The organism is Nodosilinea sp. LEGE 07088, from assembly GCF_015207395.1.
GTDB lineage: Bacteria > Cyanobacteriota > Cyanobacteriia > Phormidesmidales > Phormidesmidaceae > Nodosilinea.
The window spans coordinates 1-26,744 of record NZ_JADEWX010000072.1; the positions used below are offsets into that span (position 1 = coordinate 1).

Consider the following 26,744-nt stretch of genomic DNA (forward strand, 5'->3'; position numbering starts at 1 on the left):
CAGAGGCTGTTTCTGCCGTTCAAACCCTCTACCGCAAAGCTGTGATGACCTATCTGCGCGATAACCTGCTGAAGCGGATGACAGAGCATTCGGTAGATGTGGTGATCAGTGGTGGAGCCTCTCGCATGATTTACGAGCCGCTGGTGGACTTCTTTGACGACCTTCGCTCGCTGGGGCGAGTGGAATTTATCGATGGGACCGATGCCGCCTTAACCCAGGTGGTTAGTACTCTGCCCGAATTTAGCCAGAATCCCACCCTGGTCGGTCGAATGGCGGATGGTTATGGTTTATTCTTAGGACTCATCGGCTCATCGACGCCAGTTGCCACCTAGAGGAGACGGTCATGCCACGCAAAGCCGGGACTGGAACTAAAAGCGATCGCCAGCGCATCCAGTTTGCCTACAATGCGGATCGGGAGATGGCGATTGGGGTAGTGTTCCGCTACCTGATCGACAATCCGCTGATGTCGAGTCGAGAGGGCAAGCACAAGGGGTTAGATGCGATGTCGGCGTTCTGGAAACCGTTTGCCTACCAGGCGTGTACCGAATCTACCGAGGAAGACCTTCAGGTTCTGGCCCGAGAGGCGATGGAGGCGTTGGCCCATCAGATGGCGCTGATTAGCAGCACCTTTGGAGTGGAGCCGCCCAAGCCAGAAAACACCCCGCAGCAGGAGCAGCTTCAGGAGATGATTCAGCAGGCGGTGACCGCAGCCATGTTGAATCTGGTGGAGTCAGGGGCGATTGCGATGCCTCAGAGTCACCCATCGGGTGGATCTGCCACTCCGGCTTCGCTCGAAGGCGTAGGTGTCGATGATGCGATGTTTGCTGGGTTAACCACCTCTCCAGCCAAGTAGGACAACGATGGAACTGACCCCTAAAACTCCGGAAACTGAGGCAGGACACCAAGCCCGGCAGCAATACCTGACGCTGGCGCGAGAGGTGGTTGGTGAGGAGGACCTGGACTACACCAGGCTCTACCAACGGTTTGCGGACAATGATTGGGCGGCCATCAAGCTGGATGATGCGGTCGCACTCCAGGGCCTCAAGGCGGGGTTGACCCCGAAGGAGGTGGCGGTGGTGTTGCTTCAGAGTCCGTACATTCAACACCAGATCCATCACAATCGCGTACCGGCTGCGCCCATGACGCAGTATGCCAAGGGCACAGTGATTAAGATGTTGCAGCAGGTGCGGGTGACGCCATCAGCTCAGCAGTCCGTGTCCAGACCCAGACCGCAGCGGCAGCCCGGGATGGAGTTGGATTAGGACAGCTTTGTCTTAGCTGTTAATTCTAACCATTTCTATCCACAAACATTCTCAAATCAGGTTCTACCCACCCTCCAGGGATTGTGTCCCAGTACTTTAGTCAGGGGTTGAAGTGATGCAGCTCTTTGTCAATAAGCGTCAGGCTTCCGAATGCTTGAGCCTGAGTGATTCGACGTTGAAAAAGTATCGGCTCAATGGCGAGTGGATTGAGGGGGTCCATTGGGTCAGGATTAATAGTCGCTGTGTGCGCTATAACCTGGCTCTGCTCAAGGATTGGGTGCAGAATCGGGGTAACCCGAAGGCCCATATACGGGCGATTGAGGCCTATCAGCGTAGTTTACTGGGTTATCAACGGAAACAAAAAACATAAATTCCATTGCGACGCTTTATTCTTCAGCGGGCTAGCAACTGCAACTGTGCTTCCGTCAGCTTTACCCCCTGGCGGTCCAGATAATTGCGTAGATTAATTTGCATGAACAAATCTTTCAGCTCTTCGGCAATATCTGCTGGGGAATTACCAGCCAGGGCACGGGCAATGAGCCGTTCGGCAATCTGTAACTCACCACACTCAACTGCCAGACTGGCGGCACTTCGGTGCAGCACAGAGCGAGTGGGTTCAGCCTCCAAATCATCGGCGACAAGGCGAGCCGCTTCAGCCTCTAGCTCCAAAGCCTGCTGGAGAAACGCCCGTGCCTGAGATGTGTCTCCACGAAGCTTGTTGAGATCGGCTTGCTCTGCCAGATCCATAGCTTGTTGATGAAGTTCTTGGACCCTACTCATACTTCCCAACCCAGGCTAGAGGTTGACTAAATTCGATGACGGCAACGTATGCCGGTACGGGGCTATCGGTAGTTTTAACCTGCGCCATCTTCAGTGTAGCTCCGGTACGAATCTGGGAAGCACTCCCTCGTCGGATGCCAGATACTTCTAATCGAGCAGACTTTTGAAACGGTAAGTCCCCAGATTCAGAAGGTGTTCCTAACCAGTAGTCAAACCCAGTGCCTCTGCGAGACCTTTCAATAACAGTGAAACCTGTCAGTCGCTGGATAAGGAGTAGAGCTATCCCATAAGCTCCTTGCTCCGTTGTATATTCCTCGTCATTCCAGCATCGTCGCATCTGTTCGGTAACTTCGGACCATAGCAGCAGATAACGGTCTTCGAAATCTCCTTTAACTTCGAGTACAGCCCTCGGTTTGTGCCCCTGATAGGTTAAACAAATCGCGCTTGCCTCAGCTAAAGCCGCACCAAAAGCGGGGGTGATTGCGGGGAGACCTTGCTGAAGGTCAGATAGGTCAATTACTAAACTAGGGTTTGGCGGTTGCATCATGGGAGCGAGACTCTTTATTAAGCCCGTATTCAGCACAGTTGCAGGCAACCGTGATCGCAAATCCTCGCAATTGGCACACTATTAGAATTCAGGCACAGTAAGGTGACGGGAAGCCCCGGCATAATGTCGATAAATCGTTTCAGGGCTATTGCCAACCAGTTTTGCCACGTCTTTAGCATCCAACAACCGGGTTGTGCCGTCTGGCATAGTAATTGGCGTTTCCAATGCAGCCGTTATGAAGGTGTGGCGTGTTTGGTAGAGGTTTCTATACTCTATAGTCTCCAGTTGAGATAGAACTACCTTCCATCCACGGTTGCTCAAGTTGTGTACATCAATCCAGGTTCCATGAGGCGAAGGAAAGACCTTATCCTCTTTTGAACGGTTATCAGGTCGAATCTCCTTTAGTAGAGCCATCAGTTTTGCATTGGCAGGAAATATCCGCCTCTTCTGGGTTTTAAGTCCTTCCTTGCAGACTAAACCATCTTCAGAAATCACGACGGCTTGCTTGAAGTGAATAGAACAGCAATCTTGTGAAATGTGTTTCCACTGCAGGGCGACACCTTCTGACGGGCGGCAACCCGTTAGGAAGAGGAACTCTATAAACTTCGCATAGAAGCCATAGTTAGGATCCATTTTGAACTGTTCAATGATAAGGTCGCGCTCCGCCAGGGTAAAAGGATTAATATCAGTCTCTTCAGACTCAGCCTTCGGAATTTTGATATCAGCTGCCATTCCCGCAAAGGGATTGTTTTCAATCAGCTGAGATTTTACAGCCCACTTGCAACAGGCGGAGAATTGGGTTAGGTAGCGTTTAGCCGCATTGGGAGGCTTATTAGCGACTAACCAGTCGCGGATTGCAATGGCCCTGTTCAAAGATTGCGTTGGGAGATCGTTTTCGATGCAGTTAGCAACGCGGGCGTAATCTTTAGCAATGGTGCTGGGAGATAGACTGGGGCGCTTAAAGGCTGTGTACTGTTCCCACAGGCCTGAAAGTGCCACTTCAGAGACTGTAGGCGAGGTAATTGGTGTAAATCCCTTGTCCAGCGCTTTGGGTTTGTACTTGCTGAGATCACTTGGATCAAGCCGCTCAAATAAAATGTCCTTTTCGATTTCCTTGGCTTTGATTTCGGCCATTTGTCGATATTGAGGCTCATCCGGATACCCAGTGGAGACGTAGTGGCGCTTGCCTCCGTAGCTAAACCTTAGCTGCAACCGGCCATTTGAGCTAAAAACTTTGACAGAGCCTTTACGAGCCCGTGAAGGCAGCTTGGTGGAGTACATAGCCAGTGACTGAAAGCTATGCCTCAGTCTAGATCAGACGTTCTGGTTTGGCTACAACTCTTACACCAATTTTACACCAGTTTTGGGGCTAAATTCCCCCAAAAAGCTCCAACAGAAGCGACAACGAAAAATGCAGGCAACCTCTAAAAGCTCTGAGATACCTGCATTTCGCTTGATTTAGTTGAATGCCAGGAGGCGGGCTTGAACCGCCGACACGAGGATTTTCAGTCCTCTGCTCTACCAACTGAGCTATCCCGGCTAGGGGTGCGAATTACAGCGCTCACTTAAGATAGCAAGCGGGTGTCACCCCTGACAAGGTAATGGAAAAAATTGCTGCGATCGCCTATTGTACTTCGCGTAGGCGAGCCACCTTGAGGTAGAAATTTCCAGCTCCCTGACCTGCGTAAGCTCGCACCCGTACCGTATAGGTGCCTGACTCGCTAATGCGAGCAAACAGCAGTGAATTGGTCGTGCCATCGGGGCCGTCGTCATTTTCCCCCACAGCGACACCGTCCTTATTCATCAGTACAACCAGAGTATCAAACTCATCGGAGACCAAGTCGATCGCCACCTGGTCACCCTCCTCTAGCGCAACCGTGTAGTCGCGGGCAAAGCCCCCAGCCCCAGTGGGAATATCGCGATCGCTGAGAATGTCATTTAACTCTCGAGATGCCGGTAGGGGAATAGGCGAATATACCGAAGTCTGTGCCCGGGCCGGGAGGGATGTCAGAGTCAGAGTGGTCAAAGCTAAAGGAAGCAGTAGGCCGCGCTGGAGCCGAAGGTGAAATTGCATAGATTCTGAAGAGGATGAAATATGTAGACCTGCTTAGAGGCACAAGGTCGTGCCCATTATGGCTTAAATTATGGATTCACTTCGTCAACGAAAAAAGTCTACACATACCTGCCTCTGTCAGCCTTTTCCCCTGTCCAATCGGGATAAATAGCCCAAAAGCTTGGAAAGAGCGGGGTTTGGTTGTTTCGTTTTGTAGTTTCGTTGCTAAACTCACAGACGACCCCACGCAGGTTTTCTGTCTTTGTCCATGCTGGAGCGCCGCCACTATCGTCCAATGCCGCTAAAGCGCCGGGCTAAGCGCCGACAGCAGCAGCTTCGTCGTCGTCGCTCAGCCCTAATGATGATGCTATTGCTCAGCAGTACCCTACTGTTGGTTGCTTTTCGCGGTGCCAGCGAGTACTGGCGCTCACCCCTCGAGTTTACTCAGCGTCCCGTGGGGCAGGTCGTTAACCGGGCCGAGGTAGCCACCGGTATTCGCCAAATTCAAACTGCCAATGGTCGCCCAAACCTCAACCCACTGCCATTGGCTGAAGAAGTATGGACCTGCGAAGTGGTCGTCATCGGCGGCACCCTGGGGGGGGTGGCGGCGGCCTCCCAATCCATGCAGGCTGGAGTTACCACTTGTTTAATCGAGCTGACCCCTTGGCTGGGAGGACAGATCAGTTCCCAGGGGGTCTCCGCGATTGACGAGTCGCGGGCGATGCGGTGGCGACGCAACTTTTCCCCCAGCTGGGAGGCCTTCAAGGCCCTAATCAAGCAGCAGCCGGTCTATCTACCCTCCTGGACCGGGCTACCCGCTCAACTGTCCGTAGCTCAAACCAATAGCTGCTGGGTGGGAGAACTCTGCTTTACGCCGCGTGCTGGGGCCACTGCGGCAGAAATGTGGCTACGAGACGCAGCCCGACAATCGCCCAACAGCCGCTGGGCGACCTCTACCGCCTTCAAGGGAGCGGCCTTTGATGCTTCAGGTCGCTATGTGACCGCCGTCTATGGCGTGCGACGAGTGCCCCTGTCCTCAGGCTACGTGCCCACTGGGCGATTATCTCAAGAGCTAGAGCGGTGGTATGCCTGGTCTGACGACGAAACTTACAATAAAATTCCCATCCGTCTCCAGCCGCCGCCCAATCGATCGATGATCGTGATCGATGCCACCGACACTGGAGAGCTCGTTGGCTGGGCTAACCTACCCCATCGGCTAGGGTCTGACAGTCAAGGCTTTACTGGAGAAGTCAACGCGCCATCTAACGACAATCCCGACTGCACCCAGGCTTATACCTACCCCTTTGTGCTGGCTACCCTGGGCGACAAAAACGAAAGCTTAAAAACCCTGCAAAAAATTGAACCAGCCTTGACTAAGGCCGAGCACCGCCGCCAGTTTGATCTAGAGGGGTTTGGCTTCTTTAACATGGGCAGCGTGTTCAACTATCGCCGAATTGTCAGTCAGAAAGCCGGTAGCTCGAATATCAATATCACCCGCCCCGGGGAAATGACTCTGATGAACTGGAATAAGGGGAATGACTGGCATTTTATGGATCCGCCACTGGTGTTTGGTGAGGAAGATATTCGCCTGTCAGGGCAGCAGCAAGACTGGCTGGGGGGGCTCTCGACAGAATCGCTTAACTACGGCGAAATTCATGCGTTGCAGTTTGCCGAGTGGCTGATTGAACGCGAGGCTACCAACAAACTACCGCTAACGTTTCTCAAGGGGCCAGATGCCCCCTTGGCCACCCAGTCGGGCCTGAGTATGGTGCCCTACATTCGCGAGGGACGCCGCATTTTAGGGCGTCCCGCCTACGGCCAAGATAGCTTTATGGCGGTAGAGGCCGACCTGCGGGAAGACATGACTGGTGGGCGTGATTTTAGCCCCACCGCCGTGGCTCTAGCCCACTACGACATCGACATCCACGGCTGCCGTTACCTCGATGGGCGCCCCACCTACGAAGCCGCCGGGGCCAGTATTAAAGAGTTTGTCGTGCGACCGCTGCAAATTCCTTTAGAGGCGATGGTGCCCCAGGGAGTCGACAATGTGTTGATTGGGGGCAAAAGCGTTGCGGTCAGCCACATTGTCAATGGTGTCACGCGGGTGCACTACGGCGAATGGAGTATTGGCGGTGCAGCTGGGGCAACAGCAGGTTGGCTACTACGGTATGCCAAGCCCGCTGACCTGACTCCGGCCCAGGTGGTAGTAACGGGGCAAATGCCAGCGCTACAAGAGTTTTTAATTCAGCAAGGACTCCGTCCTAGTTGGTAGCCCTCAGCCTGACGCTAGTTGCGCTGACGCTTTCGTAGCGCGGCTAGCATTTGCTGTTTAACAGCTTCGGCCCAGGTGATGAAGTCTTCTCGATTTTCTAGGGCATTGGTGGCTGACGGCAGCGTCGAACCATCAGGCTGCATCGATTTCAAAGAAGCCATGGTTATATTACAAGGTTTATTATTACCTTCTGGTATAACAAACCTGGGCCATCCCTGTCTCAGGCATTATGCGCCTGCTGCATGCAACTGACTTAACCTTGCATAGCGCTCTAGAAATCAGTACTGCGGAGCATTGATACCGAGGTGATCGAGTACCCGATGCCCGGCGGCAGCCCTGTCAATCTGCTAGGCGCTAGGCCTAAGCAAGACTATGCCCCGTTCTGAAGCATCTAAATAAAGCAGCTTATATTGAGGGTTAAGTATTCAACTATTTTTGAAGTTTTTCGGCTTCTTGGAGGGCCATAGCCTTATTGGCGGCGTAGGCCTGTACTCGGTCTTGGGCCACGGAGTAGCGATCGTCTTCAGGAGGGATTTCGGCCATAAGATCGGATGCCCGTTGCCATCGCACCGCCAGATCGAGCCAAGCGGCAGCAGTCGTAGCCGATTGCCCATCTTCTACCGACTGCTGGGCAATGCGCACCGCCAGGACGAAAGGGTCTTGCCCGGCCGAGGTGGCCGAGGGCGGAGCTGTCTCAACGTTGGCGTTCTGCGATCGCGCACCCAGATCAATCCCCAACCAGTCTTTGGTTGCCCAGCCCACCAGTAGCAGCAGCAACGCCAGACTCGCGCCGCCAATTAGGCCGCGCCAAAAGGCACGGCGGTTTGATGGCGGCTTTTTTGAGTAAACATCATCTAAAAAGGGGTTGCGCTGGCGGGGGGTGCGCAGGTCTCGCCATAAGCGAGCCACTGCGTTGGGGCGTTTGAGCATAATCGGCTCTGACCACAGCAGGCTGCGCTCAGGGTCACGCTTAATTTCGTCAAGCCACAGCAACTGCTGCTCTTGCACAATACGGCTGTTGATATTGACCCGGCTGATGCCCCTTGGACTGATGGATTCCAGCACAGCGCGCACCTGCTCCACAATGCCTTCCCTCGGCAGGTCAGCAGCGGTTGAGGCTTCAACGAGGAGCTGTAAAATGCCGCTGTCTTGAACGGCACGAGTCCGAATACCATCGCCAGCGAAATGCTCATTCAAAATTTGAATGATGGCAGCTACGCTGCCTTGACGGGCCTGGAAACCAATATCGTCAACGGTTGGATGCATAACTCAAAGCTGCCAATCGCCACGGTAATCCGTGCGTAGCGCAGGAATAAACGGCTGATCTCGAAATTATATCAACCGTTGCCCCAGGTGGAACATTTGCTGCGATATCGGGGCTCAGAACCTCAGAGAAGATGTCTGAAGCGACCTTCGGCACCGAGTTGCTTAACGACAGCTTTGATGTCTTGGGTGCGGTCTTTGTGCACCACTAGCGTGGCATTGCCGTCGCGTACGATCACGAGATTTTCGAGGCCAATGGTAACTACAACTTCGTCGGGATCGGCAGCATAGACAATACTGCCCTCGGTGTCTAGGGCAACGTGGTTAGCCAGGTCAACATTCTGGGCATCGGGTTGTTTCAGCAGCCGCTCTACGGCGTTCCAGTCTCCCAGGTCATCCCAGCCAAAGGTGACAGGCATGACGTAGGCGCGATCGGTGTGCTCCATAACGGCATAGTCGATGCTGAGCTTAGCCAGGCTAGGGTAGGCCTCCACGCCGTTAGCCATGAGTGCCTGCATCATCTCGGGGGCGTGGGTTTTAAGCTCGTGGATCATGACCCCCGCCGGGAAAATAAACATCCCACTGTTCCAGCTAAAGCACCCGCTGTCGATAAAGGTTTGGGCGGTGGGGGCGTCGGGTTTTTCGGTGAAGCGGCTGACGGTGTAGGCGCTGAGCGGGCCATAGGTACCGGCGGCTTTGCCTTGCTCAATATAGCCATAGCCCGTAGCGGCATAGGTCGGGGCAATGCCTAGGGTGGCGATCGCACCCCGATCAGCGGCCAACTGCCCGGCAGATACCACAGTTTGGTTAAAGGCAGTCTCGTCGGCAATCCAGTGGTCCGCCGGGAAAAACCCCACCAGAGCATCGTCACCATAGCGATGGGCGACTTCCAGGGTGGCCCAGGCTACGGCTGGGGCCGTGTCGCGCCCCAGCGGTTCCACCAGCAGGTTAGCCTCGGGCAGATGAGGCAGTTGTTCCCGCACCCGATCGGCCAGGTGAGCGGCAGTAATTACCCATAGATTTTCCCAGCCTTGGGCCAGGGGCAGTAGTCGGTCGGCAGTGGCCTGAATCAGGCTGCGATCGCCACCGTCGAGACATAAAAACTGTTTAGGACGATCTAGGCGGCTAACCGGCCAAAACCGCTCACCCTTGCCTCCAGCCAAAATAATAGGAATCAGCACAGTCATAGAAATACTCGATAAATAGTCAAAGAAGAAAATACTCTCTCGCTCAAAGATCTAACTCTAATGACAAAGATCTAAACAATAGGTTCAGATAGGGTGAGTGGCCCAAGCAATCTAAGAGTGTTCCAACTAAATACCTATCCGGTGTCTCTCCGCGACCGGCCCAGTGAGCCGAGTTCGCGTTCCTGATCGGGATGTTTTTTTAGGTGGAATACTCTAAGAGCCTGATTAGGCACCCCCACAGCCTGATCCTAGTCCAATGGACAAAGTGGCCTGATCCTAGCCCTTAGGAGGAGATGGCAACGCAAAAATCGCTTAATATTGATTAACACATCAACCTGCTGCGAAGTTCTCATGGGGTTTACAGAGACAGTGCTGATCTCCCCAGTCGGGAACTTTAGAAATCTCGCTTGTAGTATTTGGCCCCTGGCCGAAGTTTACACTCAGGCTACACAAGTGAGTTATGCCAGGGGATATGGTAGTAAAGCGCAGCAGCTAAGAAACAGGTATCCATGACAGCCCCTTTGCAAGATGTTGATCTTAAAGACCAAGAAGTTGCCCCTGTTGAGCCCGAGCAATCTGCAGTCGCCGCAGATTCTGGGCTCGCCAATGCCGATGTCGCCGAGGGTCGGCCCGGGGGGGGACGACGAGCCATCCATCTCATCCTGTGGAGCGGTCTATTTGTCAGTACTGCGGTCACGGCGGCAGTGGTAGGGGCCATGGTGGCGCTAACCGTTCCTTTGCCTAACTTTTTGGGTAGCCAGCCAAGTCCTCCGGCCAGCCTGGGTGACCTGTGGAAAGCGGGGTTTCGGTATCAGGTGACGCGCCCGATCAACATCTTGGTGATGGGTATTGATCAGGTGCCCGAGGCCATGCCCAACTCTGACGCTGTGTTTGCAGGCCGCACCGATACCCTGCTGCTGGTAAGGGTTGACGCTGAGGCTGGCACCCTGAACGTGATGTCAATTCCCCGCGATACGCGGGTGCAAATTCCTGGCTTTGGCATGGATAAAGTCAACCAGGCCAATGTGTTAGGAGGGCCTGAACTGGTAGCCCAGACCCTTGGCTACAACCTGGGTAATGTTCAGATCGATCGCTACGTGCGGATCAATACGGCGGCTTTTCGCGAGCTGGTCGACCTGGTAGACGGCATCGAGGTCAACGTGCCTCGACGGATGGAGTACACCGATCGCACCCAAGACCTATACATTGACCTTTACCCCGGTTGGCAAACCCTAAATGGCGATCAGGCTGAGCAGTTTGCTCGCTTCCGCAAGGAGAGCGGTGATATTGGTCGGGTACAGCGCCAGCAAATACTCCTCAAAGCCCTGCGAGAGCGACTGACCAACCCTACAGTGATTCCCAAACTACCCCAGGCAATTCGGGTACTGCAGCGCTATGTTGACACCAACCTCACCCTCGAAGAAATGCTGGCGATCGCTAACTTTGGCCTAGAGATTGAGCCTAACCAGCTACAAATGGTGATGTTGCCCGGTCGGTTTAGCACCCCAGCCGAGTTTACCGCCAGCTACTGGCTGCCTAATTGGGATGACTCTGCCACCATCATGCAAAATTTCTTTGAGGCAGAGGGGGTAGGGCTCTACGCCGATAGCTCCCAGGGACGTTTCGTGGCTGATATGTCTGTGGCGGTACAAAATGCCTCTGATACTCCTGATCAGGCCGCCGCTGTGGCTAGCTACCTACGTGAGAACGGGTTTAAAAACGTCTATACCATCGACGATTGGCCCACCTCCATAGCCCGTACCGAGGTAGTGGCCCAGCGGGGTGATATAGACAGCGCCCGGGTTCTAGAGTCGCTGCTAGGGGTTGGACAGGCCGTATCGGAGTCAACGGGGGATCTCAACTCAGATATCACCATTCGGGTGGGGCAAGACTGGGCCGATCGCGTTACCCAGCCCGCGCTAGATCAGTAGTGGCGTCATTTAGCTACGGCTCAAGACTACCGTTGGGGCTATGATGGGGCTCCATCGTCACGTATCCCTTGGCTGGGCCGGTTGCTGCCTGCTATCTTGGCCCACCCTGAGACTGATCCGGCAAGACCCACCATGACATCCCTTGACTCTACTGCGCTCCCAGCCCTCAGCGTTGGCGGCTTGGTTGACTACATCAAAGCGGTACTAGAAGACGACCCTACCCTGGCCCAGGTTTGGGTGGTCGGCGAGGTGTCGAGCGCTAACAACCATCCCAAGGGGCTATTTTTTACGCTGACTGACCCCGATACGGGAGCTGCCATCAGCTGTGTTGTCTGGCGTAGTCAGCAGGCTCGTCTTACCACTAAGCCCGCCTTGGGCGACCAGGTGATCGTCTTGGGTACGGTCAAGGTCTATCCCCAGCGCAGCAGCTATCAGCTATCGGTCTGGCAAGCGCTACCCAGCGGTGATGGGCTGAAGGCGTTGCGTTACCGCCAGCTGCGCCAGCGGCTGGCGGCGGAGGGGCTGTTTGATGCCGAGTTTAAACGCCCCCTGCCTGGGCTTCCCCAAACCCTGGCAGTCGTGTCGTCACCCCAAGCTGCGGCCTGGGGTGATATCCAGCGATCGCTGCGGCAGCACCATCCGGGCTTGCACATTCTCTTTTCGCCTGCCACCGTGCAAGGCGACACAGCTCCAGATTCTATTGTGGCAGCGATTGAGCGCGTCGTGGCCGATGGCCGCGCCGAGGTCGTGATTGTGGCCCGCGGCGGCGGCGCCAGCGAAGATTTGGCCTGCTTTGATGACGAGCGAGTAGTGCGGGCGGTGGCCAACTGTCCCATTCCGGTGGTGACGGGCATTGGCCACCAGCGTGACGAGTCCCTGGCAGATTTAGCCGCCGATCTATGTGCCCATACCCCCACTGCGGCCGCTGTCGCCGCTGTGCCGGCCCTAGCCGACTTACTCGACGCCCATCGCCAGCGGGCCTCCCTAGTCAAAACCCTGGTAGCTGAGCACCTGTTAAATGCCCAAGACGACGTCCAGCGCCTGAGCCAACGACTGTTGCGAGTACGCCTTGACCAACGGATGCAGCAGCAGGTTGCCCACCTAACCCAGCTCAAGCGTCGGCTGACCCAGGGCGTGCAGGTAGAATTGAGGCAGGCCAGCGATCGCACCCAGGCATTACGCAGCCACCTCATGACCCTTGACCCCGATGCAGTGGTTCGGCGCGGCTATGCCCTCGTGCGCGACTCAGCAGGTCAGCTGGTCACCCAGGCCGCTAACACCAGCCCTGGTCAAACCCTCCAAATTCAATTGGCCCAGGGGCACCTCACTGTCCAGGTTACCCATGTTCATCCTCCGCCGGAGTGACCCCTATCCCCTTGCTGTTGCCCCCAGGTAAGGTGCACAGGCCTTTACCCTTAACCTTAATTTCCCCTCCTGCTAGAAGCCCCATGCCTAAAAAAACGAATCCTGCCGCTGCCGAAAACTGGAGCTACGAAAACACCGTTGCCAATGTAGAAGGCATCATCGCCGATCTCGAAGCGGGTAACTTACCCCTAGCAACGGTGTTAGCCCAATTTGAACAGGCGGTACAGGCGCTCCAAACCTGTGAAATCTACCTACATGAAAAACAGCAGCAGGTAGATTTGTTGATTGAAACCCTGGCCGACGAGTGATCCCAATCGCCAGGGCAAAGTGTTTAACGATGGCTAGCTCCGGGTCTTAGCTACCAGCGCAGGGGTCAGCGGCACAGGGATCCCCGGCACAGGGATCCCCGGCACAGGGATCCCCGGCACAGGGGTCAGCGGCGGCACAGGGATCGGCAGCAGCACAGGGGTCGGCAGCGGCACAGGGATCAACCTGCTCACTAGAACCTGCATCGGGGGTGGCACCGCCACCACAAGCAACCGTACCTGTAGCAATTAAACCTGCGATCGCTAGGGCTCCGAGATAATGAACACGCATAATTGGTTCCTCCGTGAACAGCTACTAGACTGTGATCGTATCAATCATCGCCACAGTAGCTAGCTATTAACTGAGAATCTCCTGAGAAATCTTGGTGTAGCGCTTAAGAACTACCGCAAGACCAGACGAAAGCCAAACAAAATGTGGCGCGATTGGCGCGGACGAGTGTGGCTGTAGGCGGCACGGCAAAAGCCTGGCAGGTCATCCCAGGAGCAGCCTTTCATCACGGCGGCGCTCTCCCCTGCGGCCGGAGTGCTGGTAAATTCAAACACATTGCCCGCCATGTCGTCGATACCGTAAGGGCTGCGACTGAGGGGAAAGTCGCCCACAGGGCTGGTACCAGCCAAGCCGCTGCTGGCCCAGTTGGTGGCATCGTCACGCCATTGACTACCCCAGGCAAAGTAATCTCCGTCAGTGCCTCGGGCCGCTTTTTCCCATTCCAAGGCCGTAGGTAAGCGGTAGGTGACGCCGTCCTGCTGCCCTTGCCATTGGGCATAGGCGATCGCATCGTCGTAGGACACCAGCACCACCGGGTGATCTTGTCGGTTGACGGGGGGGTGATTGTCGACCCAGAGATAGGGCTCTACCTCAGTGTAGGGATGCACCAAAAAGCCCTGGCGCTGATAGTCAGCCGCCGAAATGCCCGGGGCTCGATGCCCTGTCGCCGCGACAAACTGCTGATAGTCGGCCTGGGTCACCAGGTTCTGAGCCATACAGAACCCCGGCAGCGTCACAGTTGTGGAGGGAGCTTCTCGATCAAACCAGCCGCGCGATCGCAGCTGGGTTTCGGCATCGGCCACCGCCGTTGGGGTTGACCCTAAGACTGCCGCCGAAATTTGATAGCCGTAGTGGCGCTCTTGCTCGTCGCTGCCCGCCTGAAACGCGCCGGCTTCAACCCAGATAAAACCCGGCTGCGATCGACAACGCGCCTCGGCAGTAGCGGGAGATAAGAAGGAGGCAGGCAACTTAGCTGCACAACTGACCCCCAGCATTATGACTGCGCCCAGGATAATCAGTAGGGAGCCATCGGTAAGCGGCGCTCTATCACGTCGAGTGGAGCTAGACATCGCTCTCTCCGCTAGGGGCTGAGACTCCTCCCGCTGGTCGGAATCATATGGAAAAACTTTGATTATCTACATTAAACCTGGCGACCTCCTTGCAGAACCTAACTATTGCAGGAAAAAAGAGATTCTAGCATCGCCTTCCAACAGTTGACCCGCCTCTTGGCTAGTCAGGGGCTTAGAGAACAAATACCCCTGCATTTTCTCACAGCCCAAGCTGGTAAGTTTGTAGAGTTCTTTCGGCGTCTCAATGCCTTCAGCTACAACATCAAGCCCCAGTCGAGAAGCCAAAAGCAAGATAGCCTCGCTGATTGTCCAATTTTGGCTACGAATAAAAGACTGATCGATCTTGAGGGCGTCAAACGGTAGATCTTGTAAGCGAGATAGAGAAGAATAGCCAGTGCCAAAATCATCTACATAGATCTGTACCCCGATTCGCTGTAGGTCAATAAACGTTTCAAGGGCAATATCCTGGTTTTCAATTAGGGCACTTTCAGTAACTTCCAACTTTAGGGTATGCGGAGCTATCCCCGTCGCGTGAATTATCTTCTCTACCTGATGGCTAAAGTCATGACTAGATAGCTGCGCTGTTGAAAGATTGACATTCATCGTCAGGGGGCAGTCTGATGGAAACTCTTGCTGCCAGTACTTGAGTTGCTCACATGCCTGCTGTAGCCAATAGAGACCCAGCTGCTGGATGAGACCAACCCGCTCAGCCAGGGGAATAAAAATAGTCGGAGAAATTAGCCCCTTAGAGGGGTGCTGCCATCGAGCTAGGGCTTCAAAGCCAATAATCTGATGATTTTCTGCCGTGGAAATAATCGGCTGGTAATGCAGAAAAAACTCCTGTTGATTAAACCCTGAAAATAAATCATTTTCTAATTTAAGCGTCTCTATTTCTGCCACTGATATTAAGGCCCCTATGGAGCTGTTTTGGTGATCAATAGAATTAGCTAGCCGAGTCAGTCGTGTGGCGTTTCTCTCCGCCATATCTAGAAGATGCTGACCCTCTTCCGAAAGAGTACCAAATTGTTGATATTTTAAGAGCTTGAGAACTCCTTGAATTGCCGTGAGGGGAGTGCGCAATTCATGGCAAATAATGTCTGAGGTATCTAAAAAATGGCTCGATGGATAATCAAGATAGATGTCTTCTTTTAGATCTTGGCTCATAATATTAGAAAATGGGTAGAGAGGCTAAATTCAACGGTGGTGTCGGGCATCTATAGCGTTAGCAGAGCCATGCCTCCAGGGCTATCAGCCCAATACACCGTTGGGGTAGATGCTATTGCGCACTGCCAAGCAATGACATCCCCCGCTACCATAGTGGGAATCACCAGCGGCATAGAGATAATCACGATTCAACGGTCTGAAGCAAAGAGCCATTGTGAGCTAGGGCACGTAGTTCCTGCCACACCACGTAGCCTGACTCCGATACTGTTATGCAAATCTTAAAACCTTGGTCTGCAATTTCACAGCCCCTATCAAAAGCGATTGAGCGTTTGTCGGCACCAAACCGCTGGATAGAGGTATAGAAGTTATTTTGGAAAAAAATTCCTTCTCGAACAACTTCATCCCAATACTTAAAGCGTAAGACAGACGACTCCGGAACGAGAATGGGAAGCATGAATCAATCCTTGCCAAAGAAGGATAGCGACAATCAATCAGGGTTAACTAAAACCTACAAGCTGAATGTGACATCTCTGTGACAGTGTTATCTGTAGCCACCAGATGCTTTTGTGGCCACCGCTAAAGAACCCTGCTGGCCACTTGAGGCGCGTTGGCCAGTTCGCTTAGGACATAGACAATCGCCAACCGCAAAAACTGGGGCAGCGAGCTGGCGTATAGCCATCGCTGGTAGGTTATCTAGGGAAACGTCCTAACCTTCATGGCGATGACTATAACTGAAACCCTCTAAGCTGACTAAGAGCAAAGGATAGCTTCGATTTGGTCGCCTAGGGTGCCAGGATCAAAGGGCTTTAGCAAAATGCCCTGAGCACCTAACTCGCCATACTCAGTTCGTTGGGCAATCTTAGCTGTGGCGGTTAAGAGCAATACCGGAATGTTTTGCGTAGCCAAGTTGCTGCGTAGTTGTTTTAGGGTGGTTAGGCCGTCGATCTCAGGCATCGCTAGATCTAGCAGAATGAGATTTGGTTGTTGGGCCACGGCTATGTCAATGCCTTCTAACCCGCTGGATGCCGTTAAGACCTTCCATTGCTTGGTAAATTGCAGACTGACCTTCGCAATCTCTCGAATGTCAGGCTCATCGTCAATAATTAAGATGCACTTGGCTTTTACCATGGTTCTTTAAACCCTACGGGGAGACGTTCCATCAGGGTTTGCCTTAGGGTAAGCACCGTTGTGCCATCCTCTGGGGCGGTGACCAAATGGTACCAAAACTCTATAGCGGCACCATTTTGACCCCAGCTATTTTGGCTTAGCGGTTGCAAGAGATGCTGGAACCGCCTATGGGCGGCCTGTTCGCCTACCCCATAGAGCCCTACTGTGATCGTCCCTGGATGAAACTGTGTAACTATATCTGCACGGCGGAGGTTGGCTTTAATGGAATGGACTACCTCGTGAAGTACAGGATGGCGGTGTGCCGACGGTGCCGAACCATCGACTGAGGCGGTTAAGCCCCAGGTAATCATACCCAGGCAATAGGGTTGCTGATACTGTTGGGCTAACACCAGATCGCGCTCTAGGGCCGCTAGGGCTGCATGTTCTGCTAACAGACTAGGCAGTCTATCCCCTAGGGAAGAGGCGCCGCGAGGGTTTTGGCGCCGCTCCAGACGATTGAAAATGCGAGTGACCAATTCAGGTTCTGTAAAAGGTTTGGGAAGATAGTCATCGCCCCCTACTGCGAAAATACGTTGAATCGTGTTGGTTTCTTGACAGGCCGTGAGAAATAAAATTGGCAATTCCATCCAGCGACTATCACTGCGGATAATATGACAGAGCTGGATCCCATCTAGGTGGGGCATGTCCACATCCAGCAGCAATACATCTGGGCTCAAGTCTAGCAGGGTTTTCCAGAGCCGCCGGGGGTCTTCTAGGGTGGTAACGTGAATGCCCCACCGGGGCAGTTGCTGCTCTAATCTTTGGAGAACAATTGGATCATCGTCTACCGCCAGCAGATGCGCGGTAGATAGGTGGCGCCGTTGGAGGGTGTCTTGCACGATCGCCAAAACCTGCTCAATCTCTAGGGTGCAGGGTAAGAACGTGCAGGTAAGATAGCGAGAAATTTGCAGCCGTTCCTCAAAACTATCGGAACGGGTGATGACCAGAACCGGAATATTGGGGTGGTTTTCTACCCATTGGCCCAAGGGTACTAGGGTTGCTATCTGGGGCTCCAGCGTGGCCGTATCGAGCAGAATGGCCTTGGGTGAACAGGCCGAAAGTTGGGCCTGGGCCTGGGCAATAGATTCCCTGAATACTATTTCCAGCGACGCTGAGGCTAATCTTTCTACCTCCCCGATCCAGACCCTATTGGTAGAAACGACTAAAAGCTGGCTGGCTGGCCGAGGGCGATCGCCAGACGTTGACACCTGCCCCTCTGGCGGGGCGGGGCCCAGCCCCGCCAGGTCGCGATCAAAGGTTGGGGTGTCGGGTAAGACCTGTTCTAAAACCTGGTGAATTTGAGCGACCAGGGTACCCATCTGTTGCCGGTCTGGCTGATCGGCAGTGGGGTGCAGGCTGGTTTCTACCTGGCGGCTATAGGTAGAGCCATCGGATAAGCCGAACATGCCCAGCGCCCCGGCCAGCTTGTGGGCAGCCTGCTGCGCTTGAAGCCGCAGTTCGTCAGAGAGAATAGGGGCTGTCGCCGCCTGATCTAATATCGCCAGCCGGGCAAAAATGATGTCTTGAAATTGACTGATGGCCTTAGTCGCAAACTGCCTGGCCGCCTGGGCCGCATTGGGAGGGGGGGCGATCGCCGCGTTTTGAGGCTGAGCTTTTGGGGCTTTCAGGCGATACCCCATCCCGTAGATGTTTTCGATCACCGCATCGGCTCCAGCCTGCTTCAGCTTTTGACGCAGCCGCTTAATGTGGGTGCGAACTGTTTCTTCTCCCGGGGTTTCGTCAAACCCCCATATGCGCTCCAGCAGCATGGCGTTGTTAAACACCCGCTGCGGATTACGCATGAACAATTCCAGCAGGTTGTATTCCTTCGGAGACAGCGTAATCGGGCGATCGCCATAGGACACCTGACAGAGGCTGGGATCGAGCTGTAGTTTTCCCCACTGCAGAATCGGGTCGGTGATCCCTTGGGGGCGACGCAGGAGCGCTCTGATGCGGGCTGATAACTCTTCTAACGAAAACGGTTTAACGATGTAGTCATCGGCGCCCGCATCGAGACCGGCCACTTTGTAGTCACTATCGGCTTCAACCGTCTGCAGCAATATGGCTCCGCCATAGCCCCCCTGCCGCAGTTGACGACAGAGGGAAATACCATCTTCTCCTGGCAGGCGCAGATCGAGTAAAACTAGATCGTAATTGGTAGCCTGAACATAGTCACTGACTAACTGACCATTGCTCACTGACTCGACTATATAATTTTGAGACACTAGATAGTTGGTCAGTTGGGCTACCAAAATTTCGTCGTCTTCAATCAAAAGGATTTTCATTGCGGGATTGCCGGATCATTTACGCCATAATTAGTAAAGCTACGTTTGGTTTACCTCGTTTTACGTATTATGGATGAAGGTTTCAGCCATTTCACCTGAATGTCAGTCAGTCACATTGCCAAAGTTAACGGGTGCTACCAGGTAGGTTGTAGTGATTGTCTAAAGCCGTGAGGGGCTAAGGAGCTGCTTATAGCCTTGGATAAAGTTGGGTTAGAAGATAGGAAATATAATGGGGTTTGAGGCTTGTCTAAGTGTATTTCGTCTCAAAAAAGGCCGATTCAAGGAAGCGAGCTCGACCCGTTGGATCTGCCGCCGTAAGATTCTGGATAGGTATCGAGCTGGAACCCCCTAAGTTCCGCTTTCTGACTACTCTCGGTTTGGCCCTACCAGGCCCTCATATTGCACCGCATATCCCACAATATAGGCAGGCTAGCTCCTTAACAACGACTAATGTCTACGGAAACATACTGGTATCACCAGAGCCTTTTAACTGAAGCAGCGGCGGCGGCATCTGACGGACTACGAGAATTGACTGAATCGTCTCTGGTGGCGCTGATCTGGTCATGGTTTCGGCGATACGCGTAGAACCATAGTTCCCGTCTACCCTGCCGTTAGTGCCTGGCAGGGGCGATCGCTCCTGGGTAGACTGAAGTATTCTGCATACATTGCTGAGTCAGAGCACACCAGCCGCCTAAGATCTGGTCTAGATATTGGTCTCAAGCAGTTTTGCTTAGTTTTTAGGTTAATCGACACGACAATGATTACCCCGGCAACCCAGCTCAAGGAGACGATTCTTGTTGTTGACGATACCCCCAACAACCTAGAGCTACTGTTGCGGGCTCTAACCGCAGAGGGCTATGAGGTGCGCTGCGCCCGCAGTGGGCAGATGGCGCTGACCGGAGTTCAGGCCAGCTGCCCCGATTTAATTCTCCTAGATATTCGCATGCCCTACATGGATGGCTATGAAGTCTGTCAACGCCTGAGGCAAAATGCTCAAACCGCTGCGGTGCCGATCATTATTCTGAGCGTGCTTGAAGACGGGCCCGATAAAGTCAGAGCCTTTGACTTGGGAGCCAACGACTATATCGCCAAACCCTTCAGCATAGAAGAGGTGTTAGCCCGCATTAAATATCAGTTAACCCTCAAGCAACAGCGCCAAACCTTTGAGCGCATTACCGAGCAGTATCAGCGCAGAAATCAGGAACTGCAGGCAGCCTACACGCTGCTCATGGATGTCATGGATAGCTTAGTGGATGGGGTCGGGGCCTTTCAGACGGTGCGCAATCGGCAGGGCCAGATTACTGACTTTATTCCCCAGGTGGCCAACTCAGCCTTTACCCGCTTAATCAATCGCGGCACGACAGCTACGACCGGCCAGACAATGCGCGAACAAACCGCCCATTTTGTCGACTGCGACTTGTTTGATCTATGCGTTCAAGTGGTCGACAACAATGAGACCATTCGGCAAGAACTGCTGTGTCGTTACGGAGACACCGAGCACTGGGTTGAGATCGTTGCCACCCGACTGCGGGATGGGATCGTGACCAGCTTGCGCGATATTAGCGATACCAAAGAGCACTTGGCCACCCTGGAATCTGTCAAGCAGGAGATGTATCTCCTAGCGACCACCGATAGTCTGACCCAGGTGGCCAATCGGTACCGCTTTGACGCCTACTTGCAGGCCGAATGGCAACGCCTGGCCCGAGAACGACAGCCCCTGTCGCTATTGATTGGAGACATTGACAAGTTTAAGCGGTTCAACGATCTCTGCGGCCACAGTGTGGGCGATCGCTGTTTGCGGGCCGTGGCTCAAGCTATTCAATCGGTGGTGCGGCGACCTGCCGATCTGGTGGCGCGTTATGGGGGTGAAGAGTTTGGCATTGTGCTGCCAAATACCCCAATGGGGGGAGCCCTCCAAATCGCCAAGACCATTCAAACGGCCATCCGTGGTTTACAGCTGGCCGATACGCCCAGGGCTGAGTGTGAGCAAGTGCGCTTGAGTTTGGGCATTGCCTGCACCCTGCCCCAGGAGGATCAACGGCTTCAAGACCTAGTGGAAGCCGCCGATCGGGCCCTATACCGGGCCAAGGCTAGGGGCGGTAACACTAACTGTGCAGAAATGATCTAATTCTAAGGATCTGGACTGGGGTGGTCTCGACCGTCACATTAATGACATATTTTTAGCCGACTGTAGTTAATAGCTGGCCTGGGGCGCGAGTCCAGTGCCTCGGGGCAGCTAGCATGAGTTCCTGAAGGTTCCCTCGTTCCCAGGCTCTGCCTGGGAATGTCCTCCCGAGGCTCTGCCTCTCTCTTGGCGGCAGAGCCGCTTTATTCCTGGGCTGCGGCTTCTACCGAAGCCACGTATTCACTAATAGAATGGTCGCTGAAGCGACGGCTGATGACTTGCCAGGTCAGGCGAGAGCCAATCTGAATCTGTTCGTCCACATGCTCATAGCCCTGCCAGGTGCGGGGCACACGGGTGACAATATCCCAGCCGTTGACAAACCGATAGCTGTTGGGGATACGACCATTGTAGGACTGGACCATGGCGGCATTGCCAACGCGGGGAGCGCCAAAGGTGTAAACCTCAAAGTTGAGGTTGCGGGTTTGGCCCAGGTTGTATTGAATATCCAGGGCGGCAATGGTGGCCAGGGCCCCTCCCAGGCTGTGCCCCGTGACGATGACCGTTTGCCCCGTAAATTTATCCATAGCCGCCAGTACCCCCTTGCGCACGGCGAAGTAGGCGGTCATAAAGCCGAGATGAAACTGCACCTCGTTATTGCCATCGCCGTAGGGGTAAATTTGCTGACGCATCTGAAAATTGTTGATCCAGTCGATGGATTTGTCGGAACCGCGAAAGACAACATAGAGCTCATCGCTGGTGAGCTGATTGAGAATGGCCACCTGGGTGTCGGTAAAGCCATTATCCTGGCTTTCGATGAAAATCGGCTTAACGTCGGGGTAGTCTGAAAATCGCAAGTCGCTGAAGTCGCGGTAGCTCTCCTGGCACAGGCGCACACATTTGAGGGCAGTGGCGTAATTTACCATGGGTTACTCCTGAGCAAGAACGACATCTAGGGCGCAGGGACTGACCACCAGGCTAGGGCATAGGGCTGGGTAGGGGCACTGTGGGCCTGCTGCCCATAGATAACTCTCAGTTTGTACCGTCCGGTTTCCGGAATTTGATAAAAAATGTGTTCGACGCTGTCGACCTCACTGACCGATGACCACAGACTATTGGCGATGTCGTCTTCGTCTGCGGGCATCAGGTACACATCGAGGTTGTTGAGGCCCTGATCGGCAAACACTTCACCCAGGTCGTAGCGATCGTTCTGATTGGCGTCAACCAGCTCCACCAATCGTTCCCAGGTGAGGGTGGCGGCAATGAAGCTCCCTCCCTGCAGGGGTGCTTCAAACACGTAGTCTTGACTGGCTGTAGCCGTGCCGGGTGGCTGTAGGGTGCTGTAATTCCAGCCGATCGCAGGGATGGGCTGATCGGGGCCAAAGGCACCGGGCAAAAGCTGCTGATAGGCCCGGTAGGCGTTGAGGTGGCCAGTGCCCAGGTCTTTGTGCAGAGGAATAGCGCGATCGCGGTAGGCATCAGACTCTAACCACGATTGATTGGCATCATCCACTAGGGTGCGGCTCATGCCCAGGCGCAGGCCATCGCCCGCGTCTTTGACCTTATCGGCGGAGTTTAGCAGCACTGCTTTCATCACCATAGGCTGACGGCCCTCCAGTGGCCAGTTGGGCGCGCCTGCCCGAAACTGGCGATCGACCAACTGCTGCATCAGGGCAATGGTGCCCGTTACATGGGGTGAGGCAAAGCTGGTACCACTCGAAACCCGCACCTGGCCATCGGGGTCAATCAGCTCAATATTGCTACCGGGGGCCACCAGGCTAATCGATCGCCGAGGACCAACGTTAGACTCGACAGCGGCACCTTGCTGGGTCGCCGCCGCAGGCTCACTGCCCAGGTTAGAGTAGTCGATCTTGTTGAACTCACCGTTGACCTGGCGGGAGTAGGCTACGTTAATGCCATTGAAATTGTCGGTAGGAATGGGAATGCCGCCTCGCCCCTGATTGCCCGCAATCACGTAAAGCGTGCTGTGCACTCGCGCCGACCAGTCGATACATTGGGTCAGTAGGGCATTGCCGTCGAGCACCGGGTTGGGGCGGGGGTCGCGGCCCAGGGGCTCGCCAAAGCTAAAGTTAATGGCGCGCACATCGCCACCGTTTTGCAGCGCTACCGCCTGGGATGCCAAACATTCTTCGGGCTGGGCGGTGCCCTCGGCTAACGGCCCCACCGCCCCAGAGTACAGCAGCGCCTCGGGGGCGACGCCAGTGTGCAGCTTATCCTGGCTGATCATAACGCTGGCAACATTGGCGGCATGGCCATCGACATACTCGTTGGCCAGGGCCCAGCTGTCGAGCAGCAGCACCCGCCGCACGTTCACCGGCAGGGTCACCGGGGCGACCTTATCGATGCCAAACTGGCTAGGGCGACCAATTTCTACCTGGCCGATGGCGATTTTTTCACCGGTCAAACCGTAGGGAGCAGCGTGCAGACGGCGAGCATCGATGCCCTGGGGGCCCACCGATTCTGAGAGAGCGAGCCCGGGCAATGCGAGAGGAACCAGGCTGCCCACACCGCCTAGCCAGAGAAAGGTTTTGAGCAAGGATAATAGCCTTTGGTCTTGTGCCATGCTGCTGACCCGTTTAGCCATAGTCTTACCTGCTGCAATTATCCTTGGCAAACTCTATCGCAAAGGCCTTGCCCTTGGCATTGAAAACGCTGAGATAGCTACTTTTCTTCAGAAATCATCCTCGGCGGTCAGTAAGCAGGTCTGCTTATCTGTAAGCCACATTTTGACTCCGCTCAATGCTCGATCCGTTACTGGGCAGAGGGTTGAGCGAAGTCGAAACCCGGCATTCTAAGCTAAATTTGATTTAGTCCTCCTAGGTATCGGCCGGTGGCAGAATCTGAGCGGTAACCTGGGAGCGATTGAGCCGCCGGGCCAGACGCATGGCCTGATGGCGATAGAGGGGCTGGGGCAGGGTACTGGGGAGCTGAGTCATAAACTCCCGGGCATTGCCCAGACGGTAACCCGAAATGCGGGCGATTTCGGCGGCGCCGTCGAATAGGGCATTGGCGGTCAGCGCTTTTTCGAGGTGAATATGCCAGGTACGGGGGGCGAGTTGTCCCTGCTCAATGCGACGCAGACCGCCAATGGTGGCTAGCACCACCAGGCGATCGCCGATATGGAGACGACTATCATCCGAGGGCATAACGTTGCCAGGCTGGTCTGGCCGCTGGTGCCAGAGGGGCACAACCCCGTAGCCATAGGCAATGTCAGACAGCAGCAAATCTTTGAGGGTATCGCCGGTTTCGATGGTGTACTGGGTCACCAGGATGGTTTGCTCGTAGAGGCGAAAGAGACCAATCACGTGTTCCCCAAAGGCAACCCCGGCAAACGCTTCGGCAGAAATCGCCGAAGCGCACAGCACCTGGGCAAAGGGAAAGATCTGGGCCACGCGATCGGTAAACTGCTGGTCGTAGGTGCGAATAATGGCGCGGCAGTGAGGGTTGAGTCGGTGGGCCAAAAGCCCCACCTCCAGGTTTTGAATTTCATCTTCGCTGACGGCGATGACGCTTTTGGCGGTGGTCAGGTAGGCCCTGTCTAGAGCCGCACTGATATCGCCCGTTAACAGCGGAATTTTGGGCAATACATCGGCATCGAGGGCGTGGGGCGAAATACCTACCACGGGCTGGTTGAGATCGTGCAGCAGGGTCAAGACCTGACGCCCCACCCGCCCCAGCCAGATCACCACGACATGGTCTTTTTCGGGCACCGGGGGGCGGCGCTCCATAAACTCAAACCGCAGGGTGAGCAGTTTTTCGGTAAGCAGGGCGTAGAGCACCCCCACAAAGGCGGCCCCAGCCACCGTCAGCACCATGCCAAATAGCTGAAGCAGACGCGGGTTGCTAAAATTTTCTAGGGCGTTATAGACATCGCCGTAGCCGCCGAACAGGGTGATAAAGGTATATAAAAACGCTTGAAACGGCGGAATGTCTTGGGGCGAGTTGAGGTCGAGAAGCAGGGTGCCGATCAGGCACAGCGCCACTACCGTGACGCCGCAGATAATCGCCACCCGGCGCAGCTGTTGCTCTGGCCCCGTTTGCCACAGCGCCAGCACGTTGCGCCTGAGAGTGGGCCAATCGCGCAGTTGCATGATGGTCTGACTGAGCCGCTTGAATAGCCCCCGTCGTGATGGCTGAGACACCTCTTTGGTCAGGGCTAACAGGTGGGCATCGCATTCGATTACCACAATCTCGTCGCCCTGGTGCAGCAGGGTATCGGGCTGCCAGGTGTAAAACAAATCGGATGGATTAGACTCCGCCGTTAGCTCCTCCGGACGAAGGGGAAAATGGCACAGTACTCGGCGGTGGCTGGTATCGAGTTCGTGCAGCTGGCGGCGATCGCACCAGGCATGCCCCGGCTGCAGCTGCTGCTTGACCACCTGAAAACGATGGTCATCGAGGGTAAAGTAGCCGATCAGTTCTTCGCCGTAGGCCCCGAGGGCAAAGGCCGGTGCCGCCAGCTGCGTCGGCTCAAAGGCGACAAAATTTTGCAACTGCTGCCCCATCAACTCGTTGAGGTTTTGTTTGTCCGATCGCATGACCAGCCGCACCCTGGGGTTGAGCACCCGTGCAGTCAGCGCCGCCTCCAGATTGACCCGCTCATCCTGGGTGACCAAGAGCACCGCCCGACACTGGCGAATGCCCGCCCGTTCTAGCACCTCCGCCAGACGACAGTCGCCAATTTCGAGATGGTCGATCTGCGATCGCAGCTGGGGCACTTCCCACTGGTCGGGCAGTCGGTCGTTAATGGCATTCACCGGCACCCCAAAGCTCTTCAAATGGGTGACACAGTGTTGGCCCAGGCTGCCCAACCCACAGACCAAAAATCCATCGTTGGCGGGTGGAGCCTCGGGGCGATCGGGCTGGGGGGCAGTGTCTACCATCGAGCGCTAAACCCCCAGCCGCTGCAACCGATATAAGCTCGAATACAATCCCTCTTTGGCCAGTAGTTCGTCGTGGCTGCCCTGCTCGACCAGCTCCCCATGTTTGAGCACCAAAATGCGATCGACGTTGCGAATGGTGGACAGCCGGTGAGCAATGATAATCGCCGTGCGCCCCTCCAGCAATCGCTCCAGGGCGTCTTGAATCATCGCCTCGGTGCCGACATCGAGGTTAGCCGTCGCCTCATCCAGCACCAAAATACCCGGGTCGCGGATGGCCGCACGGGCAAAGGCCAACAGCTGTTTTTGCCCGCCCGAGAGATTGGTACCCCGCTCCCGCAACTCAGTGTCATAGCCCTGGGGCAACGCTTCAATCAGCTCATGAATATTGGTCTTTTTCGCGGCTTCTACCACCGCCTCAATCGGATACGCCTCCCCCAGGGTGATATTGCCCTTCACATCCCCAGCAAACAAAAATCCATCCTGCAACACCACCGCCATGCGCCGCCGCAACTCCGCCTGGGGCAAGGCACGAATATCAATCCCATCCAGCAAAATGGCTCCCTGGTTAATGTCGTAGAGGCGACAGAGCAGGCGAATGATAGAACTCTTACCCGCCCCCGTAGGCCCGACCAGCGCCACCTTCTCACCGGGGCGAATGGTGAAGGTGAGGTCTTTGATCACCGCTTCGTCAGCTTTGTAGCCAAAGGTGACCTGGTCGAAGCGAATCTCGGAGGCCCTGGCAGGGGAGGCGGTGAGGGCATAGGGAGCGGGGGAGATG

General features: G+C 55.0%; 24 protein-coding genes and 1 tRNA gene. 8 read left to right on the top strand and 17 right to left on the bottom strand.

The genetic code is table 11. The features are described from left to right. The 3 genes from IQ254_RS16360 to IQ254_RS16370 form a co-directional block, all read left to right on the top strand. Positions 1 to 332, top strand: a 332-nt coding sequence (locus tag IQ254_RS16360) for a hypothetical protein (RefSeq protein ID WP_193967232.1), incomplete at its 5' end; no start/stop codon positions are given. 11 nt (positions 333 to 343) lie between these two features. After that, entirely contained in the window at positions 344 to 853 is a 510-nt protein-coding gene (locus tag IQ254_RS16365) for a hypothetical protein (RefSeq protein ID WP_193967233.1), read from the top strand. Between the two features lie 7 nt (positions 854 to 860). Beyond that, on the top strand, positions 861 to 1,262 hold the full coding sequence (locus IQ254_RS16370; RefSeq protein ID WP_193967234.1) for a hypothetical protein: 402 nt from the start codon (positions 861 to 863) through the stop codon (positions 1,260 to 1,262). 393 nt (positions 1,263 to 1,655) lie between these two features. Here IQ254_RS16370 and IQ254_RS16375 read toward each other — a convergent pair whose 3' ends face one another. The 4 genes from IQ254_RS16375 to IQ254_RS16390 all read right to left on the bottom strand — a co-directional run bounded on the left by IQ254_RS16375 (position 1,656) and on the right by IQ254_RS16390 (position 4,663). Then, positions 1,656 to 2,042 carry a hypothetical protein gene (locus IQ254_RS16375; RefSeq protein ID WP_193967235.1) on the bottom strand — a complete coding sequence of 129 codons (387 nt, stop codon included), beginning with the start codon at positions 2,040 to 2,042 and terminating at the stop codon, positions 1,656 to 1,658. A gap of 628 nt (positions 2,043 to 2,670) precedes the next feature. Further along, positions 2,671 to 3,870, bottom strand: a complete 1,200-nt coding sequence (locus tag IQ254_RS16380) for a DUF3596 domain-containing protein (RefSeq protein ID WP_193967236.1) — start codon at positions 3,868 to 3,870, stop codon at positions 2,671 to 2,673. Between the two features lie 186 nt (positions 3,871 to 4,056). Continuing rightward, positions 4,057 to 4,129: transfer RNA gene (locus IQ254_RS16385), tRNA-Phe, on the bottom strand. Between the two features lie 84 nt (positions 4,130 to 4,213). Beyond that, positions 4,214 to 4,663: a PPC domain-containing protein gene (locus tag IQ254_RS16390; RefSeq protein ID WP_193967237.1), complete on the bottom strand. Its 450-nt coding sequence runs from the start codon at positions 4,661 to 4,663 to the stop codon at positions 4,214 to 4,216. Positions 4,664 to 4,910: 247 nt separating this feature from the next. On the opposite strand from IQ254_RS16390, the gene IQ254_RS16395 reads away from it, so the two are divergent. Beyond that, entirely contained in the window at positions 4,911 to 6,914 is a 2,004-nt protein-coding gene (locus IQ254_RS16395; RefSeq protein WP_228040795.1) for an FAD-dependent oxidoreductase, read from the top strand. Positions 6,915 to 6,928: 14 nt separating this feature from the next. On the opposite strand, the gene IQ254_RS16400 is transcribed toward IQ254_RS16395, so the two are convergent. From IQ254_RS16400 to IQ254_RS16410, 3 genes are all read right to left on the bottom strand, one after another. Then, positions 6,929 to 7,075: a hypothetical protein gene (locus IQ254_RS16400; RefSeq protein WP_193967238.1), complete on the bottom strand. Its 147-nt coding sequence runs from the start codon at positions 7,073 to 7,075 to the stop codon at positions 6,929 to 6,931. Positions 7,076 to 7,343: 268 nt separating this feature from the next. Then, entirely contained in the window at positions 7,344 to 8,180 is an 837-nt protein-coding gene (locus IQ254_RS16405) for a hypothetical protein (RefSeq protein WP_193967239.1), read from the bottom strand. Between the two features lie 122 nt (positions 8,181 to 8,302). Beyond that, entirely contained in the window at positions 8,303 to 9,364 is a 1,062-nt protein-coding gene (locus tag IQ254_RS16410; RefSeq protein WP_193967240.1) for a mannose-1-phosphate guanylyltransferase, read from the bottom strand. A 509-nt stretch (positions 9,365 to 9,873) separates the two neighbouring features. Between IQ254_RS16410 and IQ254_RS16415 the strand changes: the two genes are divergently transcribed. The 3 genes from IQ254_RS16415 to xseB all read left to right on the top strand — a co-directional run bounded on the left by IQ254_RS16415 (position 9,874) and on the right by xseB (position 12,968). Next, positions 9,874 to 11,295, top strand: a complete 1,422-nt coding sequence (locus IQ254_RS16415) for an LCP family protein (RefSeq protein ID WP_193967241.1) — start codon at positions 9,874 to 9,876, stop codon at positions 11,293 to 11,295. Positions 11,296 to 11,427: 132 nt separating this feature from the next. After that, positions 11,428 to 12,660: an exodeoxyribonuclease VII large subunit gene (gene xseA, locus IQ254_RS16420; protein WP_193967242.1), complete on the top strand. Its 1,233-nt coding sequence runs from the start codon at positions 11,428 to 11,430 to the stop codon at positions 12,658 to 12,660. An 83-nt stretch (positions 12,661 to 12,743) separates the two neighbouring features. Beyond that, complete coding sequence (xseB, locus tag IQ254_RS16425) at positions 12,744 to 12,968, top strand: exodeoxyribonuclease VII small subunit (RefSeq protein ID WP_193967243.1); 225 nt, start codon at positions 12,744 to 12,746, stop codon at positions 12,966 to 12,968. A 46-nt stretch (positions 12,969 to 13,014) separates the two neighbouring features. Here xseB and IQ254_RS16430 read toward each other — a convergent pair whose 3' ends face one another. From IQ254_RS16430 to IQ254_RS16455, 6 genes are all read right to left on the bottom strand, one after another. Further along, a complete protein-coding gene (locus tag IQ254_RS16430) occupies positions 13,015 to 13,257 on the bottom strand; it encodes a hypothetical protein (protein ID WP_193967244.1) in 243 nt (80 codons plus the stop codon). 110 nt (positions 13,258 to 13,367) lie between these two features. Continuing rightward, complete coding sequence (locus IQ254_RS16435) at positions 13,368 to 14,324, bottom strand: SUMF1/EgtB/PvdO family nonheme iron enzyme (RefSeq protein ID WP_228040796.1); 957 nt, start codon at positions 14,322 to 14,324, stop codon at positions 13,368 to 13,370. Positions 14,325 to 14,426: 102 nt separating this feature from the next. Continuing rightward, positions 14,427 to 15,488 carry an EAL domain-containing protein gene (locus IQ254_RS16440; RefSeq protein ID WP_193967245.1) on the bottom strand — a complete coding sequence of 354 codons (1,062 nt, stop codon included), beginning with the start codon at positions 15,486 to 15,488 and terminating at the stop codon, positions 14,427 to 14,429. 181 nt (positions 15,489 to 15,669) lie between these two features. Next, on the bottom strand, positions 15,670 to 15,942 hold the full coding sequence (locus IQ254_RS16445; RefSeq protein ID WP_193967246.1) for a hypothetical protein: 273 nt from the start codon (positions 15,940 to 15,942) through the stop codon (positions 15,670 to 15,672). A gap of 296 nt (positions 15,943 to 16,238) precedes the next feature. After that, positions 16,239 to 16,616, bottom strand: coding sequence for a response regulator (locus IQ254_RS16450; RefSeq protein WP_193967247.1), 378 nt, complete (start codon positions 16,614 to 16,616; stop codon positions 16,239 to 16,241). Next, positions 16,610 to 18,940 (bottom strand): response regulator, encoded by a 2,331-nt coding sequence (locus IQ254_RS16455; RefSeq protein ID WP_193967248.1) that lies wholly within the window; start codon positions 18,938 to 18,940, stop codon positions 16,610 to 16,612. Before IQ254_RS16455 ends, IQ254_RS16450 begins: the two co-directional genes overlap by 7 nt. Before the next feature lie 757 nt (positions 18,941 to 19,697). On the opposite strand from IQ254_RS16455, the gene IQ254_RS16460 reads away from it, so the two are divergent. After that, positions 19,698 to 21,068 (top strand): diguanylate cyclase, encoded by a 1,371-nt coding sequence (locus IQ254_RS16460; RefSeq protein ID WP_193967249.1) that lies wholly within the window; start codon positions 19,698 to 19,700, stop codon positions 21,066 to 21,068. A gap of 200 nt (positions 21,069 to 21,268) precedes the next feature. Here the strand turns inward: IQ254_RS16460 and IQ254_RS16465 are convergent, their stop codons facing one another. From IQ254_RS16465 to IQ254_RS16480, 4 genes are all read right to left on the bottom strand, one after another. Continuing rightward, on the bottom strand, positions 21,269 to 21,988 hold the full coding sequence (locus IQ254_RS16465; RefSeq protein WP_193967250.1) for an Mbeg1-like protein: 720 nt from the start codon (positions 21,986 to 21,988) through the stop codon (positions 21,269 to 21,271). A 26-nt stretch (positions 21,989 to 22,014) separates the two neighbouring features. Continuing rightward, positions 22,015 to 23,667, bottom strand: coding sequence for a S8 family serine peptidase (locus tag IQ254_RS16470; RefSeq protein WP_228040797.1), 1,653 nt, complete (start codon positions 23,665 to 23,667; stop codon positions 22,015 to 22,017). Positions 23,668 to 23,899: 232 nt separating this feature from the next. Then, complete coding sequence (locus IQ254_RS16475) at positions 23,900 to 25,966, bottom strand: TrkA family potassium uptake protein (protein ID WP_193967251.1); 2,067 nt, start codon at positions 25,964 to 25,966, stop codon at positions 23,900 to 23,902. A gap of 6 nt (positions 25,967 to 25,972) precedes the next feature. Continuing rightward, on the bottom strand, positions 25,973 to 26,744 hold a 772-nt coding region (locus IQ254_RS16480; protein ID WP_193967252.1), incomplete at its 5' end, for an ABC transporter ATP-binding protein.

Coding starts and splice junctions, on each gene's coding strand:
- IQ254_RS16415 (WP_193967241.1), top strand. CDS start 9,874: ATGACAGCCCCTTTGCAAGATGTTGATCTTAAAGACCAAGAAGTTGCC.
- IQ254_RS16455 (WP_193967248.1), bottom strand. CDS start 18,940: ATGAAAATCCTTTTGATTGAAGACGACGAAATTTTGGTAGCCCAACTG.
- IQ254_RS16400 (WP_193967238.1), bottom strand. CDS start 7,075: ATGGCTTCTTTGAAATCGATGCAGCCTGATGGTTCGACGCTGCCGTCA.
- IQ254_RS16445 (WP_193967246.1), bottom strand. CDS start 15,942: ATGCTTCCCATTCTCGTTCCGGAGTCGTCTGTCTTACGCTTTAAGTAT.
- IQ254_RS16450 (WP_193967247.1), bottom strand. CDS start 16,616: ATGGTAAAAGCCAAGTGCATCTTAATTATTGACGATGAGCCTGACATT.
- IQ254_RS16365 (WP_193967233.1), top strand. CDS start 344: ATGCCACGCAAAGCCGGGACTGGAACTAAAAGCGATCGCCAGCGCATC.
- IQ254_RS16440 (WP_193967245.1), bottom strand. CDS start 15,488: ATGAGCCAAGATCTAAAAGAAGACATCTATCTTGATTATCCATCGAGC.
- IQ254_RS16390 (WP_193967237.1), bottom strand. CDS start 4,663: ATGCAATTTCACCTTCGGCTCCAGCGCGGCCTACTGCTTCCTTTAGCT.
- IQ254_RS16410 (WP_193967240.1), bottom strand. CDS start 9,364: ATGACTGTGCTGATTCCTATTATTTTGGCTGGAGGCAAGGGTGAGCGG.
- IQ254_RS16435 (WP_228040796.1), bottom strand. CDS start 14,324: ATGTCTAGCTCCACTCGACGTGATAGAGCGCCGCTTACCGATGGCTCC.
- IQ254_RS16470 (WP_228040797.1), bottom strand. CDS start 23,667: ATGGCTAAACGGGTCAGCAGCATGGCACAAGACCAAAGGCTATTATCC.
- IQ254_RS16460 (WP_193967249.1), top strand. CDS start 19,698: ATGATTACCCCGGCAACCCAGCTCAAGGAGACGATTCTTGTTGTTGAC.
- xseA (WP_193967242.1), top strand. CDS start 11,428: ATGACATCCCTTGACTCTACTGCGCTCCCAGCCCTCAGCGTTGGCGGC.
- IQ254_RS16370 (WP_193967234.1), top strand. CDS start 861: ATGGAACTGACCCCTAAAACTCCGGAAACTGAGGCAGGACACCAAGCC.
- IQ254_RS16465 (WP_193967250.1), bottom strand. CDS start 21,988: ATGGTAAATTACGCCACTGCCCTCAAATGTGTGCGCCTGTGCCAGGAG.
- xseB (WP_193967243.1), top strand. CDS start 12,744: ATGCCTAAAAAAACGAATCCTGCCGCTGCCGAAAACTGGAGCTACGAA.
- IQ254_RS16375 (WP_193967235.1), bottom strand. CDS start 2,042: ATGAGTAGGGTCCAAGAACTTCATCAACAAGCTATGGATCTGGCAGAG.
- IQ254_RS16380 (WP_193967236.1), bottom strand. CDS start 3,870: ATGTACTCCACCAAGCTGCCTTCACGGGCTCGTAAAGGCTCTGTCAAA.
- IQ254_RS16405 (WP_193967239.1), bottom strand. CDS start 8,180: ATGCATCCAACCGTTGACGATATTGGTTTCCAGGCCCGTCAAGGCAGC.
- IQ254_RS16475 (WP_193967251.1), bottom strand. CDS start 25,966: ATGGTAGACACTGCCCCCCAGCCCGATCGCCCCGAGGCTCCACCCGCC.
- IQ254_RS16395 (WP_228040795.1), top strand. CDS start 4,911: ATGCTGGAGCGCCGCCACTATCGTCCAATGCCGCTAAAGCGCCGGGCT.
- IQ254_RS16430 (WP_193967244.1), bottom strand. CDS start 13,257: ATGCGTGTTCATTATCTCGGAGCCCTAGCGATCGCAGGTTTAATTGCT.